General features: G+C 56.5%; 19 protein-coding genes. 7 read left to right on the top strand and 12 right to left on the bottom strand.

What is annotated here, in order from left to right:
- Window positions 1–25 precede the first annotated feature (25 nt).
- Entirely contained in the window at window positions 26–655 is a 630-nt protein-coding gene (locus tag ADIMK_RS21160; RefSeq protein WP_051692251.1) for a FecR family protein, read from the top strand.
- Between the two features lies 1 nt (window position 656).
- On the opposite strand, the gene ADIMK_RS00780 is transcribed toward ADIMK_RS21160, so the two are convergent.
- From ADIMK_RS00780 to ADIMK_RS00770, 3 genes are all read right to left on the bottom strand, one after another.
- Window positions 657–995 (bottom strand): TfoX/Sxy family protein, encoded by a 339-nt coding sequence (locus ADIMK_RS00780; protein WP_036182466.1) that lies wholly within the window; start codon window positions 993–995, stop codon window positions 657–659.
- Between the two features lie 17 nt (window positions 996–1012).
- Window positions 1013–2539, bottom strand: coding sequence for a dGTPase (gene dgt / locus ADIMK_RS00775; RefSeq protein ID WP_036182464.1), 1527 nt, complete (start codon window positions 2537–2539; stop codon window positions 1013–1015).
- A gap of 71 nt (window positions 2540–2610) precedes the next feature.
- Window positions 2611–3081 carry a GNAT family N-acetyltransferase gene (locus ADIMK_RS00770; RefSeq protein WP_036182462.1) on the bottom strand — a complete coding sequence of 157 codons (471 nt, stop codon included), beginning with the start codon at window positions 3079–3081 and terminating at the stop codon, window positions 2611–2613.
- A 384-nt stretch (window positions 3082–3465) separates the two neighbouring features.
- On the opposite strand from ADIMK_RS00770, the gene nqrF reads away from it, so the two are divergent.
- The 3 genes from nqrF (at window position 3466) to ADIMK_RS00750 (ending at window position 6211) form a co-directional block, all read left to right on the top strand.
- Window positions 3466–4683: an NADH:ubiquinone reductase (Na(+)-transporting) subunit F gene (gene nqrF / locus ADIMK_RS00760; protein WP_036182460.1), complete on the top strand. Its 1218-nt coding sequence runs from the start codon at window positions 3466–3468 to the stop codon at window positions 4681–4683.
- A gap of 75 nt (window positions 4684–4758) precedes the next feature.
- Window positions 4759–5109: a hypothetical protein gene (locus tag ADIMK_RS00755; RefSeq protein ID WP_036182458.1), complete on the top strand. Its 351-nt coding sequence runs from the start codon at window positions 4759–4761 to the stop codon at window positions 5107–5109.
- Between the two features lie 118 nt (window positions 5110–5227).
- The gene (locus ADIMK_RS00750) at window positions 5228–6211 is read left to right on the top strand and encodes a nucleoid-associated protein (protein ID WP_036182456.1); all 984 of its coding nucleotides are present in this window, start codon (window positions 5228–5230) and stop codon (window positions 6209–6211) included.
- A 7-nt stretch (window positions 6212–6218) separates the two neighbouring features.
- On the opposite strand, the gene ADIMK_RS00745 is transcribed toward ADIMK_RS00750, so the two are convergent.
- Together ADIMK_RS00745 and ADIMK_RS22050 are read right to left on the bottom strand one after the other, a co-directional pair.
- Window positions 6219–7553, bottom strand: coding sequence for a Na+/H+ antiporter NhaC family protein (locus ADIMK_RS00745; RefSeq protein ID WP_036182454.1), 1335 nt, complete (start codon window positions 7551–7553; stop codon window positions 6219–6221).
- A gap of 165 nt (window positions 7554–7718) precedes the next feature.
- Window positions 7719–7904, bottom strand: a complete 186-nt coding sequence (locus ADIMK_RS22050) for a hypothetical protein (RefSeq protein WP_036182452.1) — start codon at window positions 7902–7904, stop codon at window positions 7719–7721.
- Window positions 7905–7948: 44 nt separating this feature from the next.
- Here ADIMK_RS22050 and pyrC point away from each other — a divergent pair, with 44 nt between their 5' ends.
- Window positions 7949–8986: a dihydroorotase gene (gene pyrC, locus ADIMK_RS00735; protein ID WP_036182450.1), complete on the top strand. Its 1038-nt coding sequence runs from the start codon at window positions 7949–7951 to the stop codon at window positions 8984–8986.
- 63 nt (window positions 8987–9049) lie between these two features.
- Here pyrC and ADIMK_RS00730 read toward each other — a convergent pair whose 3' ends face one another.
- Together ADIMK_RS00730 and ADIMK_RS00725 are read right to left on the bottom strand one after the other, a co-directional pair.
- The gene (locus ADIMK_RS00730) at window positions 9050–9283 is read right to left on the bottom strand and encodes a DUF5062 family protein (RefSeq protein ID WP_036182448.1); all 234 of its coding nucleotides are present in this window, start codon (window positions 9281–9283) and stop codon (window positions 9050–9052) included.
- A 63-nt stretch (window positions 9284–9346) separates the two neighbouring features.
- Window positions 9347–10561 (bottom strand): MFS transporter, encoded by a 1215-nt coding sequence (locus ADIMK_RS00725; RefSeq protein ID WP_036182447.1) that lies wholly within the window; start codon window positions 10559–10561, stop codon window positions 9347–9349.
- 157 nt (window positions 10562–10718) lie between these two features.
- Between ADIMK_RS00725 and ADIMK_RS00720 the strand changes: the two genes are divergently transcribed.
- Complete coding sequence (locus tag ADIMK_RS00720; protein ID WP_036182445.1) at window positions 10719–11114, top strand: hypothetical protein; 396 nt, start codon at window positions 10719–10721, stop codon at window positions 11112–11114.
- A 328-nt stretch (window positions 11115–11442) separates the two neighbouring features.
- The gene (locus ADIMK_RS00715; protein WP_036182443.1) at window positions 11443–11637 is read left to right on the top strand and encodes a hypothetical protein; all 195 of its coding nucleotides are present in this window, start codon (window positions 11443–11445) and stop codon (window positions 11635–11637) included.
- Between the two features lie 74 nt (window positions 11638–11711).
- Here ADIMK_RS00715 and ADIMK_RS21150 read toward each other — a convergent pair whose 3' ends face one another.
- The 5 genes from ADIMK_RS21150 to ADIMK_RS00690 form a co-directional block, all read right to left on the bottom strand.
- On the bottom strand, window positions 11712–12350 hold the full coding sequence (locus ADIMK_RS21150; RefSeq protein ID WP_051692247.1) for a hypothetical protein: 639 nt from the start codon (window positions 12348–12350) through the stop codon (window positions 11712–11714).
- A 138-nt stretch (window positions 12351–12488) separates the two neighbouring features.
- Window positions 12489–12932, bottom strand: a complete 444-nt coding sequence (locus ADIMK_RS00705) for a YtoQ family protein (RefSeq protein WP_036182441.1) — start codon at window positions 12930–12932, stop codon at window positions 12489–12491.
- 41 nt (window positions 12933–12973) lie between these two features.
- A complete protein-coding gene (locus ADIMK_RS00700; RefSeq protein ID WP_036182439.1) occupies window positions 12974–13582 on the bottom strand; it encodes an arylesterase in 609 nt (202 codons plus the stop codon).
- Between the two features lie 95 nt (window positions 13583–13677).
- On the bottom strand, window positions 13678–14343 hold the full coding sequence (locus ADIMK_RS00695; protein ID WP_036182437.1) for a gamma-glutamyl-gamma-aminobutyrate hydrolase family protein: 666 nt from the start codon (window positions 14341–14343) through the stop codon (window positions 13678–13680).
- Window positions 14316–15290, bottom strand: a complete 975-nt coding sequence (locus ADIMK_RS00690) for an amidoligase family protein (RefSeq protein WP_156042720.1) — start codon at window positions 15288–15290, stop codon at window positions 14316–14318. Before ADIMK_RS00690 ends, ADIMK_RS00695 begins: the two co-directional genes overlap by 28 nt.
- Between the last annotated feature and the right edge of the window lie 58 nt (window positions 15291–15348).

Raw genomic sequence — 15348 nt, 5'->3', positions numbered from 1 at the left:
AACCGACTGGAGCTCAGCCAACCTCATGTCGTTGCCCTTACACGCCTGGATCTTAGTACTATGTCTTTTCCTCACGCTGCCGGTGCAGGCGACGAATGAGCCGGTCGGTCAGGTGGTGCTGATACTGGGCACTCCATGGGTAGCACGCGGTGAGCGTGAGCAGATGCTCACGCCGGAGGACAGCTTGCATGAAGAGGACCGGCTGGTGATTCCCGAGGGCAGTCGTCTGCTGCTTAAGCTTAGGGACGATACCACGATATGGCTGGGTGAAAACTCCGAGCTCGAACTGTCGCACTACCGTGTGGAGAGCGATAAGCCGAGCATTACTCTGAAGTTTCTGAAAGGGGCATTGCGCTGCATAACCGGTTTAATCGGCAAACAACCTTCAGCGGATTTCACGGTTGAAACCTCCACGGCGCTTATCGGCATTCGGGGCACTGAGTTCTGGGCCGGATACATTTTTGAAGGCGACCTCGGCGTCGCCATGATTGGCGGCAAAGGTGTGTATGTCGAAAACAGCCTCGGCCGGGTGGAGCTGACTCAGGCCTCACAGGGTACCACTGTTGTCCCGGGTCAGGCGCCCTCTGCCCCTATCATCTGGCAACCGGAAAAGATCCAGCGCGCGCTGGAAGCCACCCATATTCCGGGCGGTTGACTCAGCGCCGCCCCCGAAGGGCTGCGCCATAGGCCTGATTGGCCCACTCACGCATCAGCTCGAGGGACTCCAGCGTCTCTTCCGGTGCCTGATAGTAGGATAACGAACAGGGTTTACCCTGGCGCATATAAGTGAAAGGGGTCAGTCCCAGATCGATAAATCGACTCCGTGTTTGATCATCGGCCTTGAGGTAGAGTTCGCTATCGATCACGATGGCGAACATCAGTCCATCGAGAAACAGCCCTGTGCCGCCGAACATCCGCCGCGGTGTCACCGGTCCAATGCCCTGCATCATCTCGACCACCCAGTCGGCAAATTCATCCCGCTTTGGCGCTTTCATCGCTCATTCTCTCCCGCTCAGGCGCCAATCACGGATAGCGCACGAAACTCGTCCAGTGCGTACTGATCGGTCATACCGCTGATCATGTCCTGCAGCAACCGGCAACGGCAGTAGCGCTCCCACACAGTCTCTCCCAGGCGGCTGCCATCCTCCAGCACGGGCACCTGCTCTACGAGGGTCAGGTAGGCCTTAACGTGTTTGTTAGGCAGACGATGGAATAGCCGGCTCTCAATCAACAAGCCCCGACTGCCGCCCCGGCAAAGGTCCGAGAACGCCTCCATCGGTAACATCAGCAGCGGTTTGTAATGCTCCAGCAGCCCGGAAATGATGCGATAGCCCTGCAGCTCCAGCGTTTCCACTTCAGCGACGGAAAACACATGCCGTATGGCCACACGCTTGAGCGTCTCGACAATACTGTGACAGGGCGAATCGTCTTCGAGCAACGCGCGATTAAGACTGCCCTCCGAGATCGCCCCAATGTGATCGATGAAAGCTTCTGCGGCGTGGTTAACCAAGGGGTGCACAAGCTTGACCCGCATCCACACAAAGAACTCGTGCTCCTTATTGATGCTCTCCTGAGCCGAACGCTCAAGGGCAAAATCGATCAGCTCGGCAAAACACTTGCCGGAAAAGTGGGGTGCATCGCCATCGCCGAAGGGCTCGCGCAATGCTAAAAACTGCTCTTTAAGCAGTTGGGCCAGACGTTCACAGCTGAGAATTCCCTTATCGACGCCATCCTCCAGATCCGCCAGACAGTAGGCGATATCATCGGCCGCTTCCATCAGGTAAGTCAGCGGAAAGCGATGCCCCGGTGCCATATCGAGCACCGATTGCAGGTGCGATACGAACTCACGCTCCGAGAAATAGTAGCCCGGCTTTTTCCTGAGATAGTCCAGCGCCTCACCCTTGGCCGGTTTCGGCTCAGTGGCACAGCGGGTGTATTTGAGAATACAGGCGGTCTGGGTATAGGTGAGGTTGAGCTTTTGCAGCTGACTTATGAGCCTTATCGCCTGTGCATTACCCTCGAAGCTGCGCAACTCGCGCAGCAACTCGGCACGCAGTGCCCATTCGGGTTCACTCAGGTCGTCATGGATAAAGGGCGGAAGCTGCGGCAGGGTCTGCTCAAACCAGCGTGAGATAGCGGCTTCGCCGAAATGCCCGAACGGAGGATTGCCGATATCGTGCATCAGGCAGGCCATCTCGACCAGCGACTCCGTGGCTCGCTCAAGCCCATCCAACCCCAGAATAGAGGCACCCTGCCCCAGACGGTCAAAGATGGTGCGGACAATAAAACGCCCGGTCTGTTGCACTTCGAGAGAGTGGGTCAGGCGGCTGCGAACCGCAGCGTTATGCTCCAGCGGGAATACCTGGGTTTTCTGCTGAAGACGCCGAACGGCAGCCGAGTTGATGATGCGGCCGCGGTCACTCTCCAGTTGCTTCTCCAGCGTTCGCACACCACAACGCTCTACCCTGTATTGCTCAGGAGCTTCTTTACGCTGGGGATAGGGGCGCTGTATTGAATAACGCGTGGCAAGATCTGGCATGTCCGTTACCCGAGTCGGTGGCTGTACGCTCACCGACTATACCAGAGCGCCTGACAAGACCAAGCGCAGCATCAGCTGAGTCGTTTTTCCATCTCCCAGTTGATCAACGCGATGCCCAACCGCTCTACCCGGTTCTGCGACAATACGCTAAAGCCCTTATGCAGAAAAAAAGGCTTGGCCACATGTGAGGCATGTACATGCAAGCACGGCAGCCCCGCGTCCCGCGCTTGCTTCTCCACCTCTGCATATAACGCGCTAGCAACGCCGCGGTGCTGGTAATCACTGTGGACATACAGCCAGTCGATATAGCCATCGGGCTCCATGGCGGTAAACCCCGCAATGACACCCTCCACTTCGGCAACGAGGACATCATGGGCATTCAGGCGTTGCACCCACTGCGCATACTCCACCGGCAGCGGCGCCCAGGCGTTAATCTCCTGCAGGGAATAGAAGCGCTCATCGATTGAATGCACGCTGTTGTAAAAGATATCGGTTACCCGCCAGGCATCGACTGGGCGGTATGACCGTACACGCACAGACATGGATGCACTCCGACGCCTCTGCCCGCTCGCTAGCTCTCCGGCGCTATCAACTTGCACTCAAGCACTCCCTGCTGGCCTACATCTTCGGTTACTTCATGTAGCATCGAACGTGCCGTCCACATGCCCATTTTGACCTCTTGCCATATATAGTAATTGCGCCCGGCCTGAGCTTGGATGGTTATCTTGGCGGTATTTTCCGTTAGCGACGCTAGGCAGTATAGCCGGATGCGTAAAAACGCTAACCGAGCGCAGTGAACTATAGTCATAGTATCGATGTAGGCCACATTGACGGTGGTCAACCACGACGGGACGGACCCCAAACCCAGTCATCCGCCCGGATAGGGCCGTTTGTGACATGTCCGTGCGGAAGCGAGCAAGGGCTACATGAGCGATATCCTATTGGGCGTCGCCTTTTTTACCGGCATCGTCCTCATACTCGTTACAGCAATACTTCTGGCAAGAAGCTACCTGATACCCTCAAGCGGCGTGCAGATTGAGGTTAACGGCAAGAAAACTCTAACCCTCCCTGTCGGGGTCAAACTGCTGGGCGCACTCGATAGTGAAGATATACGACTATCATCAGCCTGCGGCGGCAAGGGTATCTGCAGCCAGTGCAAGGTTCGGGTGGTTGAGGGCCGCAGTGCGGTTGTACCAGCCGAGCAGGATCAACTGACCCTGCGCGAGATGCGCGACGGCACGCGACTGGCCTGCCAACTTACCGTGCATGACGACCTGAAAATTGAGGTGCCTGATGAGGTGTTTGGGGTCGGGCACTGGACCTGCCGTCTAGAATCAAGCCGCTGCGTCGGCACTCTGATGAAGGAGATCACGCTGGCGTTGCCGGAAGGCGAAACACTGGAGTTCCGTGCCGGCGCGTATATTCAGGCGACCTGCCCACCCTATGAGCTGCGGTTCTCAGAGCTTCAGATTGACGAGCGCTACCACGAAGATTGGCAAAAACTTGGACTCTGGGACCTCGAATCCTCCACCTCGGAGCCGCACAGTCGCGCCTACTCCATGGCTAACTACGTGGATGAGCAAGGCATTGTAAAACTGGTCGTCCGTCTGGCCACCCCACCACCGGGTTCCAGCGCGCCACCGGGCATTGTCTCCTCGTACATGTACAGCCTCGAACCGGGAGACGAAGTGGAGATATCCGGCCCCTTCGGGGACTTTTTCGCAGAAGACTCGGACCATGAGATGATCTTCATTGGCGGTGGGGCCGGCATGGCGCCCATGCGCTCACATATATTCGATCAGCTCAAACAGCTGGATTCGAAACGGACAATCAGCTTCTGGTATGGGGCGCGCAACACCCGCGAGCTGTTTTATGTCGACGAGTTTGACCGCCTTGCCAAGGAGCACGATAACTTCAGCTGGACAGTCGCGTTGTCCGACCCGCGACCTGAAGATGAGTGGCAAGGCGAGACCGGGTTCATTCACGAGGTGCTGTATACGCGCTATCTGGAGAATCACCCAAATCCGGAAGACTGCGAGTATTATCTCTGCGGCCCACCGCCGATGCTCAAAGCGGTCATACAGATGCTCGACAGCCTGGGCGTCGATGCACAGAACATCCGCTTCGATGATTTTGGGGGTTGAACAGCCCAATGAATGCTCTATGGACTTGGCCGTAATCACTGAATAGGATTGGGGTTAATACCTCAGGAAGATTACATGACGATGACGTCCCCCGCCCTGCCCGACGAAAAGAAACTGTGCGTTATCTACAGACTGGAACCGGGCTGTCTGGGCCCGAATGGCCATGACCACATCAAGGATTTTTGCGTCTTTGCAGACAAGGCACTGAGATCTTTCGATTCCGCGTTCGTTATCTGGAAGGTGCAGTCCCGAGACGACAAATCGCTGCCGGAGATGGAATACACCATCAATAATAAACGCCTGTCCCGCGATAAAGCGGATCGGTATCTGGCGTTGATGGGCAAAAATATCGATGACTTCGAAGCGTACATACACGAAGACATCTCCCACATGATCGAAGACTTCTTCTCGGGAACCGCTATTTAGCGCGTATTCAGACGCGCTCTGGCACATTCCATCTTCTTTACTTTGGCATTCCCAGTACAGATCCTGACCGGCACTGAGGTATAATCGCGCCCCGTTTCAATCCGCAGCAGGAGCGTCCATGTCCGTCAGCCAAGCGATCATTCACCGCCTGACCCGCGAAAGCGGCGACAAGTCCTACAGCCTCAGCGATAAGCCTCTGGAAGCATCCGACAACGCAGCGCATCTGCTCAGCGATATCAAGCCGCTGTTCGCCCGCCGTGCCAGCAAGCGTTATGGCTGCTTCGCCGATGAAGGGGCCGGTGTATTCAAAGGGCTGGTTGTTAACTGGCTTGGCGAGACGCTGAATCTGGTCTCTTTCAGCCAGAAAACCATTGAGTACCTTGCCATCGCGCTCGAAGAGCAGGATGTGGAAAGCGACGGCTACTGGATGTTCGCCGTTGACGAGCAGGAAGCCGGTCGTATTCTGTGGCTAGCCCAGCTACGCCAGTTCGACGGAGTGATGATCGACGGCGACAACCGCCCGGACAACTGCGAGTATCTTGACCTCTCCAAAATGGGCTTCTGCGCCAGCATCAATCTGGATCAGATCAACCAGCCCAGCGAGAAGAAATACCTGACCGTCAGTTTCGGCTTTGGCGACCGCCCGATGCAGGCTCTGATGCTGGATTTCGTCTGTTTTACCGACACGGTGAACACCACCGAAGACACCGAGCGCTTCATGGCGCTGGTGGAGGATTACAGCCGAGAAATGCCGGAAGACAACGCCAAGCGTTATCGTAAAGAGGTGGCTGAATACTGCATGGAGCAGGGCAAGAACGGCGAGACGGTGAACTACCGTGAACTCTCCGGCGAGATCGAGAGTCAGGCCCCCACTGGACTTGATCGTTTTATCGAAGAGCGCGCGCCGGAGATCAAGGAGTCGTTCATCCCCGATCGCGCCAGCCTCAAGCGATACATCCGTTACAGTGGCCGCAGCCGCGATGTATCCATCAGCTTTTCAAACGAATCTCTGGGCAAAAACATTACCTTCAATCCCAGCAATAACACACTCACCCTCAGCGAGCTGCCTGCCGCACTGGTCAAGCAGCTCAAGGGAGAGTAAGCACCTGTCAGGCGACCGCTTCGGTCGCCTTCACGCTGTTAAGCTTCGGAAAACCTACGAAGATCGCCACCAGCGCGACCAACCCGAGCAGCCAGCAGTAATGGATGCTGCCCACCAGCTGTAACGGCGAGAGTTTCGCGATAGAGGCCGCCAGCAGCACCTGAGCCCCATACGGAATCAGGCCCTGCACTACGCATGAGAAGATATCGGCAAGGCTTGCGCTGCGACGCGGATCCACGTTGTGGCGCTCGGCAATATCCTTGGCGAGCGAACCTGCCAGCAGAATCGCCACCGTATTGTTGGCAGTACAGAAGTTGGTCAACGCCACGGCAGCACTGATACTGAACTCTCCGCTGCGACGCCCTGGCGTACCTTTGCCCATGCGGCTGAAGCGATCGATCAGGTTCGATACCCAAGCCAGACCGCCCTGAGTTTTCATCAGCAGCCCAAGGCCACCGATCAACAGCGATAGGATCAGAATCTCCTGCATGCCGGTGTAGCCGGCGTAGATATCCTTGGACCACTGGGCAACCGAATAATCAGCCACCATCGTCAGCCCGATCAGACCGGCCAACACAATACCGACGAACAGTACCAGCATGACGTTCACGCCCATCACGGCTAACACCAGTACCGCCACGTAAGGCAGCACGCGCACCAGCTCATACTCGCCCGGGGCCTCGACCACGGCGGTGCTGCTTTGCAGCCACAGCCAAACCAGCGTCAACAATGCAGCCGGCAGTGCAATCTTGAAGTTGAGCCTGAACTTGTCACGCATCGCGCAGCCCTGTGTACGGGTCGCTGCGATGGTGGTATCGGAGATAATCGACAGGTTATCGCCAAACATCGCGCCACCGATCACCGTGGCGACGGTCAGGGGCAGCGACAGCTCTGTCGCTTCGGCCACGCCTACCGCTATGGGTGCGATGGCGGCGATCGTGCCCATGGATGTTCCCATCGAGGTGGCCACGAACGCGGTAATCACAAATAGCCCCGGCAGCACAAACGATGGCGGAATGACGCTCAAACCGAAGTTAACGGTAGCGTCTACACCACCCACCGCCTTGGCTACACTGGCAAAGGCGCCGGCCAGCAGATAGATCAGCACCATGGTGATGATGGTGTCATCACCGACACCGCGAATAAATGTGTTGATGCGCTCATTCAGCGGCCCGCGCGCCAGCAGAATCGCCAGCACAATCGCCGGCAATATCGCGACAGGCGCCGATATCTGATAGAAGGCGAACTCGGTACCCTGAGTCTGGTACCAGAGACCGCTGCCCACGAAAAACAGCAGAAACAGCGCAAGCGGAGCCAGCGCCAGAGGGGAGGGTTTGGTCATGATCGGTGTATACCTTGGATTGGGCACCGGCGGGATAAGCCAGGCCTTATTTATGGTGAATCCGGGATCATCCAGATTTATAAGGCGCAATATTATACAGCGATCAGTCTTTTTGACTAAGAACCAAAAGGCAGGAGCATATACCCCCGCCTTTTGATGCAGTTTTTACTTCAGCGGCAACAGAAGATCCGTCACCAACTCATGCTCGGGCGTGTCGGTGATCAGATTGTGGTAGAGAAAAAACAGCGGAAAGTCGCGCAGCGCCATTTCCTGACCGATCTTGCGCTGATACCCCTTGCTGTTTACGGCAGGTCTCGTCAAGACGACAGAGGCGAGATTGTCTATAATCACTGCCGCGCAACACTCCCACCCGTTTACTGTACTGGATATCGACCATGACCGAACGCCTTACACTGACACGTCCCGATGACTGGCACCTGCACCTGCGCGATGGCGCGGTGCTCGAACATATCGTACCGGCCACGGCGCGTCAGATGGGACGAGCGATTGTCATGCCGAACCTGAGACCGCCCGTGGTCAACGCCGAGCAGGCCCTGGCCTACCGTGAACGCATTCTGGCTCAGGTACCCGAAGGCAACGGTTTCGAGCCGTTGATGACCCTCTACCTGACAGACAACACGACACCGGAGATGATTGCCGAAGCCGCCGCCACTGGCAAAATCGCCGCAGTGAAGCTCTACCCGGCGGGTGCGACCACCAACTCGGATTCCGGGGTCACGGACCTGGGCAAGCTGGATGCCGTCTGCGATGCACTTGACGAAGCGGGCATGCCGCTGCTGGTTCATGGCGAAGTCACCCATGGTGATGTAGACATTTTTGATCGTGAGAAACGCTTCCTCGACGAGATCCTGACACCGCTGGCAGGCCGTCACGGCAACATGAAACTGGTAGTCGAGCACATCACTACGCGGGATGCCGCAGAGTTCGTCAACGCCCATGGCGACAATGTCGCTGCCACCATCACCGTGCAGCATCTGGCATACAACCGTAACCACATGCTCGTTGGCGGTATCCGACCGCACCTGTTCTGTTTGCCAATTCTTAAGCGCAACATCCACCAGCAGGCTCTGCAGGCAGCTGTCGTCAGCGGTAGCCCGAAGTTTTTCCTGGGAACCGACTCAGCCCCTCACGCCAAGGGTGCCAAGGAATCCGCATGCGGCTGTGCCGGTTGCTACAGTGCCTATGCCGCGATCGAGTTGTATGCCGAAATCTTTGAAGATCTGGGCGTGCTGAAAAACCTCGAAGGCTTTGCCAGCCACTATGGGGCCGACTTCTATGGCCGCACGCGCAACAGCGATACCATCACACTGGTGAAAACGCCTTGGGAAGTTCCGGCCGAGATGCCGTTTGGCGACGATATCATCGTACCGCTTCGCGCCGGTGAGACCTTGCGCTGGAAACTTGAATCCTGATGTGAACGCCCGTAAAAAAGCCGGCTGATCGCCGGCTTTTTTATTGGTTACAGGTAATTTGCCTTACAGGTGCGATGCCCAAATCGCCAGACGGTGGCGCATGCTCTGCTGAGACACCTGCTCCTCAGGCATTGGCGGTATCACCTTGTCATGGACCAGCAATCGATAGATATATTCGATCTTCAGGTCTGCTGAATCTCCCGGCTCGAACACCACGGCACCACGCTCTTCGCCGTATTTGACCCCCTCGGCGATCGCTTTCTTGATCAGCTCCTTCTCGTTCTTCAGCTTCTTCATGGTTCCCTCGGTATTCAGACACGTCCCTCTCAGGATAGCCGCTGTTTAGCAAAAGGCAGGGCACTATTTTTCAACGCTGACCTCCTGCAACACCGGCATACGGTGTTGGCGATAGGCCAGCAGAAACACCAAAAAACCCGCCGCTGCCGTCGCCGCGCCGACAAAGCCGGTGCTGTTCCAGCTAAAGCCTGCCGAGATCGCGATACCGCCAAGCCAGGGACCCAATGCATTGGCGACGTTAAACGCCGAATGGTTAGACGCAGCTGCCAGTGTCTGTGCCTCCTCGGCGATATCCATCAGATGGGTTTGCAGGGCCGGCGCCAGCGACACCATTGAGCCGACGGCGAACGAGGCCAGCAGCAGCGTCCAGATGTTCTGCGTGGCCAGCGGAAACAGCAACAGGATGGCTGTACTCCACAGCAGTAACCACCCCACCGCCTTGAACTGCAAGCGATCAAACAGCCAGCCTCCGGCTATATTGCCGGCAATACCTCCGGCACCAAAAGCCGCCAGCGCGACCGGAATCCAGCCGCTGCCTGCACGCGTGACCTCAAGCAGCGTCGGTGCCAAATAACTGAACACGCAGAACATCCCGGCAAAACCGATGGAACTGATACCCAGGGCCAACCACACCCGCAGCTGATTGAACGCACGCAATTCACGTAGAGGGCTGCTGCGCACCTCATCCCTGTTCAACGGCAAGAACATCGTCACCAGTGCCACCGTCAGCAAGGCAATTGCACCAACCAGCGCAAAGGCATAGCGCCAATCAAACATCTGACCAAGCCAGGTGGCTAGCGGGTTACCAACCAGCATCGCGAGCGTCAGCCCCATCATCACACGGCTGACAGCCTTGGCCCGCTGATCAGATGGCACCAGAGAGGCCGCCACCAATGACGCAACGCCAAAATAGGCACCATGAGGGAGTCCTGCGAGGAAACGGTAGATCAACAGGGCGTGATAATCCGGCGCCATGGCGCTCGCGAAGTTGCCGAGCGCAAACACGACCATCAGCAGAATAAGCAGGTGGCGGCGAAACAGCAGCGCCCCGACAATCGCCAGCAGCGGTGCACCGACAACCACGCCAAGGGCATAGGCGCTGATCACATGCCCGACCTGCGGCTCGGTAATCGACAAAGACCGGGCCACATCCGGCATCAGCCCCATAATGGCAAACTCGCCCGTACCAATACCGAAACCGCCCATGGCCAGTGTAAGCTCGATCAGCAGCAGCGCCCGGGGCGAAAACCTCGGTGTTACACCCGTTCGATCCGTCATCGATCTCTCCATACCTCACCAAAAACCAAGCATTATACTAAAGTATTATTCGCTGCCCATCACAAACCACAAACAGTGTTTTGCGACGGACAACCCAATCAAGAACCGGTAGTATCCATAAGCGAACATCAATAACGGACGTACTGACGAAAGCCCTATGAAATTGAACGACCCATTCGGGCGCATGGCCCGACGCCGTGAGCGCGAATACCAATCCTTGTGTGAATCCCTCAAGCAGGCGGGTCTGACTGACCGCGCCAAAGCCGAAGAGCTAAGGGATAACCTGAGCAAACGGACAAAGAAAGGGCTCTGGTTCGTCCTGCCCATTATCGTGATTCTGGCACTGGTGCTTCGCACCTATGCGGTCTACGTCCTTGCCTTCGGTGCGCTGATCGTCCTGTGGCTGACCAATACCACCCAGCGCGGGACGGAGTACCTGAACCGTTATATCGAGGAGGAGTGCACTAGCCCTGCTGCGGATCAAGAGAACGACGCCACCTCCGAGAAACCCGCATTACCGGATCAGAGTGACGACGAGACTCGGGGTCATTAAAACTGAGGCCCGGCGCAATGGTCGGGCCGATTTCTAAACACCAGCCCGACCATTACAACATTGATCTATGTCAACAAAACAACATGTATGGGTCGATGACCGACATTTAAAGACCCATCTCCGAAAAACACCCATCAACGTAAATCGTTCCTCTAAGGTCCTTCTTCGCATAACACTTTGTTAAATAGCGCGAAAATCGCAAACACCTCGCTGGCGAGCGTGGCGTGGCACAAGGTTTGAAAAACAACCTTTGCGGCATGCAACATCAACACCGCTTCAAACCGTGAATAACGGGAATGAACGCTAACGACAGTGAGGAATTATGACCATGGCGAAATACTATCTGGACCTTGAACCGAAAAGCGATGTCGGCAACCAGATTCACGACTCGCAGTGCTCGCAGATGCCTGCCAAAAGCGCACTTCGCTACATTGGCTCTTACTCGAACCCGGAAGCAGCTCGCTACGACGTGAAGATGTACCACGATCAGGTAAGCTACTGCCCGGATTGCATCAAGCAGTAATCCCCCGTTTTCAGGGCCGGGCATCGCGCAAACTTCCGATCACCTGCCGCCATGTCCGCGCCCGCCCTTCCACGTCAGCCCAGAGCCTGCTCGAAACGGCTGTAGAGGCCTAACAACATCTTGTTGTGCTCCGTCCAGCCCTCAAGCCCCACTCTGAAATCCAGAGCGCTTCGTAGCGTATCAAACAGCTTCTCTATACCCCCGCTACTCCACTGCTCTTCCGGACTCAGCGGCGTGCTGCTGGGAAGGCCATCAGCCTGAACACCGTACACTGATAGATGCATGTGCAACTGGAGCATCATCGTGTCCGATTCGTCCATGCCGGCAGTTGCCTCCTCCCAAGCGGCCTTGACATGATCGGGTGCGTTCACCGGTGGAAACACGATGTTCTTAGCGGCACCGACCTCGACAATACCGTCATTATTGAGATCGACACGGTCGGAAAAGTCGGGTTGCGCCAGCAAGTTGGCCGCACCCTCCTCCGATAACCCGCCGACATTGATCCGCTCGGCCAACGAGTTGGCCTTCTGCAGCAGTGCCAACTCCTCGGCGCTCATCTGTTCCAATACTGATTTGGCGGACTCGCCACTGCTTTCTTTCTCGGTCTGAGCCTCGTTAAGCAGTAGTTGAAACGCATCAACCTCCGTATCGGTCATATTCCGCCGATGGAGCAGTTCTACAGAACGGTCCGTGAGTTGAATGGAAGAAATCATCTGTGCATCCCTACATCAGGTCGAAATTTGCCGCCTCCAATGTAAAAAGGGGCAAATGGCTGCCCATTTACCCCGTGTAGAGACGCCCTACCCGATATCTAGGAAGGATCGTGCCAAGTCCGCGTGATGTGAGCCGGACTATTTGGCGTTGATCACATATGCCAACAGTTCGATCACCTGCTGGGGTGTCTGAGCCCACGCCATAGCCGCACTGTCCACCTCCTTGAGCGGATGGATGATATCGGCGCTGTGCAAGGTGATATAGGGTTTGCCCAGTGCAGCACAGAAACCGGCATCAAACGCGGCATTCCACTGCTTGTACTTGTCCCCGAAACGTACGACCGCAATATCGCAGCGCTCGATCTGCGTTTTAGTACGAATGGCGTTGACCTTCGCGGATTTGTGATCGCGCCAGAAGTGACTGGACTCTGCGCCCAAAACATCTCCGGCGGCATCGCTGGCATCATGATCGGTTACCGCCGAGGTAAACTCGACCGGTAGATCCGCCTCACGGCAGCCCTGAATAATCTGTTCGCGCCAATCTGTGTGAATTTCACCGGACAGGTAGACGTTCCACTTCATGTTTCTCTCCCGTTTTAGTCATTCTTGTTGGGCAAGCCGGTTCAGAGTGCCCCCTCTTCACGCAGCAAAAACTCCAGCGATTCGGCCAAACGCCGATAACCGGCTGCATTGAAATGCACCTGATCCGATTTGTATTTGGGGTTACGCAATAGATCCGCGACTATCGAATCGGCGAACGGCAGCTGATAGTCCTCTGCCAGCTCACCGTAGAATGGCGCGTAGCTGGAGAAGAGGTTTTTATGCGGCACCCCCACCAGTATGACCTCGACGCCTTGATTACGGGCAAGCTCAATCATCCTTGCCAGATTGTTCTTGGTCTCAGCCGGGTCGATTCCACGCAGGATATCGTTACCACCTTCCAGCAGAATCAGCAGCTGGGGCTGTTCACGCTCCAGTATAGGCCCTAAACGCTCAACCCCTTGTGCGGTGATCTCACCGTATACCCCGGCGTTGATAACCGTGTACCCCGTACGATGCGCCAGCACGCTGGGGTAGCTCTGCGCCTCATCTACACCGTAGCCCTTTGTCAGGCTATCGCCAAAGGCAAGTATGGCCGCACCGTCAGCCAGCGGTGTCAACTTGTCGCTACCACACCCCTGCAACAGAACAGCAACCACCATCATGGCGGTCACAAATATGCGACGTATCACCGGCCTTGCTCCTTAGTTTTCAACATTCACTGTCGCTCCAAACCATGAGCGCTAGAGTTTACCGGCAGCCCGCCCCGCGCTTCCAGAGCGCGACGCTATCGGCTTCTGCGGGCCAACCACCTAAAGAGCGCGAATTGGGAGGGCAGGTAGAACAGATACTCGGGGTGCCACTGTACGCCTACCACCGGCATCTCGCCTTCATGCTCCACCGCTTGTACGAAACCGTCCAAATCCCAGCCTACGGCGGTAAGCCCCTCACCGGTGCTCTTGATCGCCTGATGGTGCAAGCTGTTAACCCTCAGGTGCAGAGAGCCAAATACACGTGCCAGTGCCGAGCCTTTCACCACCCGCACCTGCTTGGTGGGCAGTAATCCGGGACGATTATAGGTTTGCTTGCGCAACGGACGGATATCCTGATGCAGGTCGCCACCGAGCACGACATTAATCAGCTGCGCACCTCGGCAGATGCCCAGAACAGGCACCCTCTGCTCCATCGCCCACTTGATCCACTCGATTTCGAGCGTGTCCCGTGCCGGATCAGCGACAACCTTTTCATCGATCTCACCACGGTAATGCTCGGGGCTGATATCGTTGCCCCCACCTATAACCAGACCATCGAGCGGTTTGCCGCTGGGCGGATGGCGTACGCTTATCCGCTCCGGTACAGCCCCGGCAAGACGCAGTGCAAGTGAGGTACACCACCAGCTCGGCGCCCAGCGGCGGCCGTTTCCGGTTACGCCAATCCTTGGTCTTTCAACCATAGATCCATATGCTCCACCCAGTCTTTGCGATTGACGCCCAGTAGCGGCCTTTGCGCGTCAAGAAACTCCGCGCCTAGTCGATCAAGATCATCGCGTCGCTCGGCCAGTGTCTCGACTATCCACCAGAGGTTCCAGCTGTGCGCCAATGACCAGTCTGGTTTCTCGATCTGGCAATTGGGCAGTCGGTAATGGAAGGTTGGCCGCGATTTGATCTTGGCGTCATCAACCACACGACGCACCCGTGCCTCGTCGATCTCAGACAGTAACGGCAGCAGGTCCAACGCCCGGTTGCGACTGGGGTTGTGAGTAAGATAGAGATTAAACTGCGTATCCATATCCGGATTAACGGCTTCAAACAGCGCTACCAGATACTCGTGCGGATACAGATCGATATAAGGGCTGATTTTGCGTGCAGGATTCACTTCATGGGCATCGACCAGCCACCACTGCAGCAGGCAGAAGGCCCTCATGTAGTCATGAAGTGTTGCGGCATCGAGTGACGGCAGCTCAGGGTTGATATGCACGCCGTAAGCGGCGATCAACGACTCTTCGGTGCCCTGAGCCCCGAGGCTTCTTAACGTTTCAACCAGAGTATCCAGCCGATCGAGCTGATCGACGGGGATCGGCGGACATACGACTTCAACTGGCACCAGCAAATGAGCGGCCTGACTCAGCGGCTTTAACCACTGTTCGGCGCTATTGTCGGCATCACTCTTGGCGGCCTTGCGTTTGAGAAAGTCCCAATCCAGCTCAATATTGAATGTACCGAGCTCTGGTAACTCGAGCTCCAGCTCGGCTTCGGTCTGACTGAGCACGCGCCCGTTTAACTGCTCTTTCAGTGCCTTGGCGGTTTCCTCAAGTGTTACGCCGGAAAACTCCAGCTCGAACCCCACCCTTCGTACCTCGCCATCCTGGGTGCGTACTTTATTGGGCAGTCGGTATTGCACGGTTTCACTCCTGTCAGGGTTGATCAAACAGCTACTCCGTTTCAGGGTACATATATTC

It is taken from the genome of Marinobacterium lacunae (assembly GCF_000705555.1).
Taxonomy (GTDB): Bacteria; Pseudomonadota; Gammaproteobacteria; order Pseudomonadales; family Balneatricaceae; genus Marinobacterium_D; species Marinobacterium_D lacunae.
The sequence above is the reverse complement of the archived record's forward strand: the minus strand, read 5'-3'. Positions and strand labels throughout refer to the sequence as shown.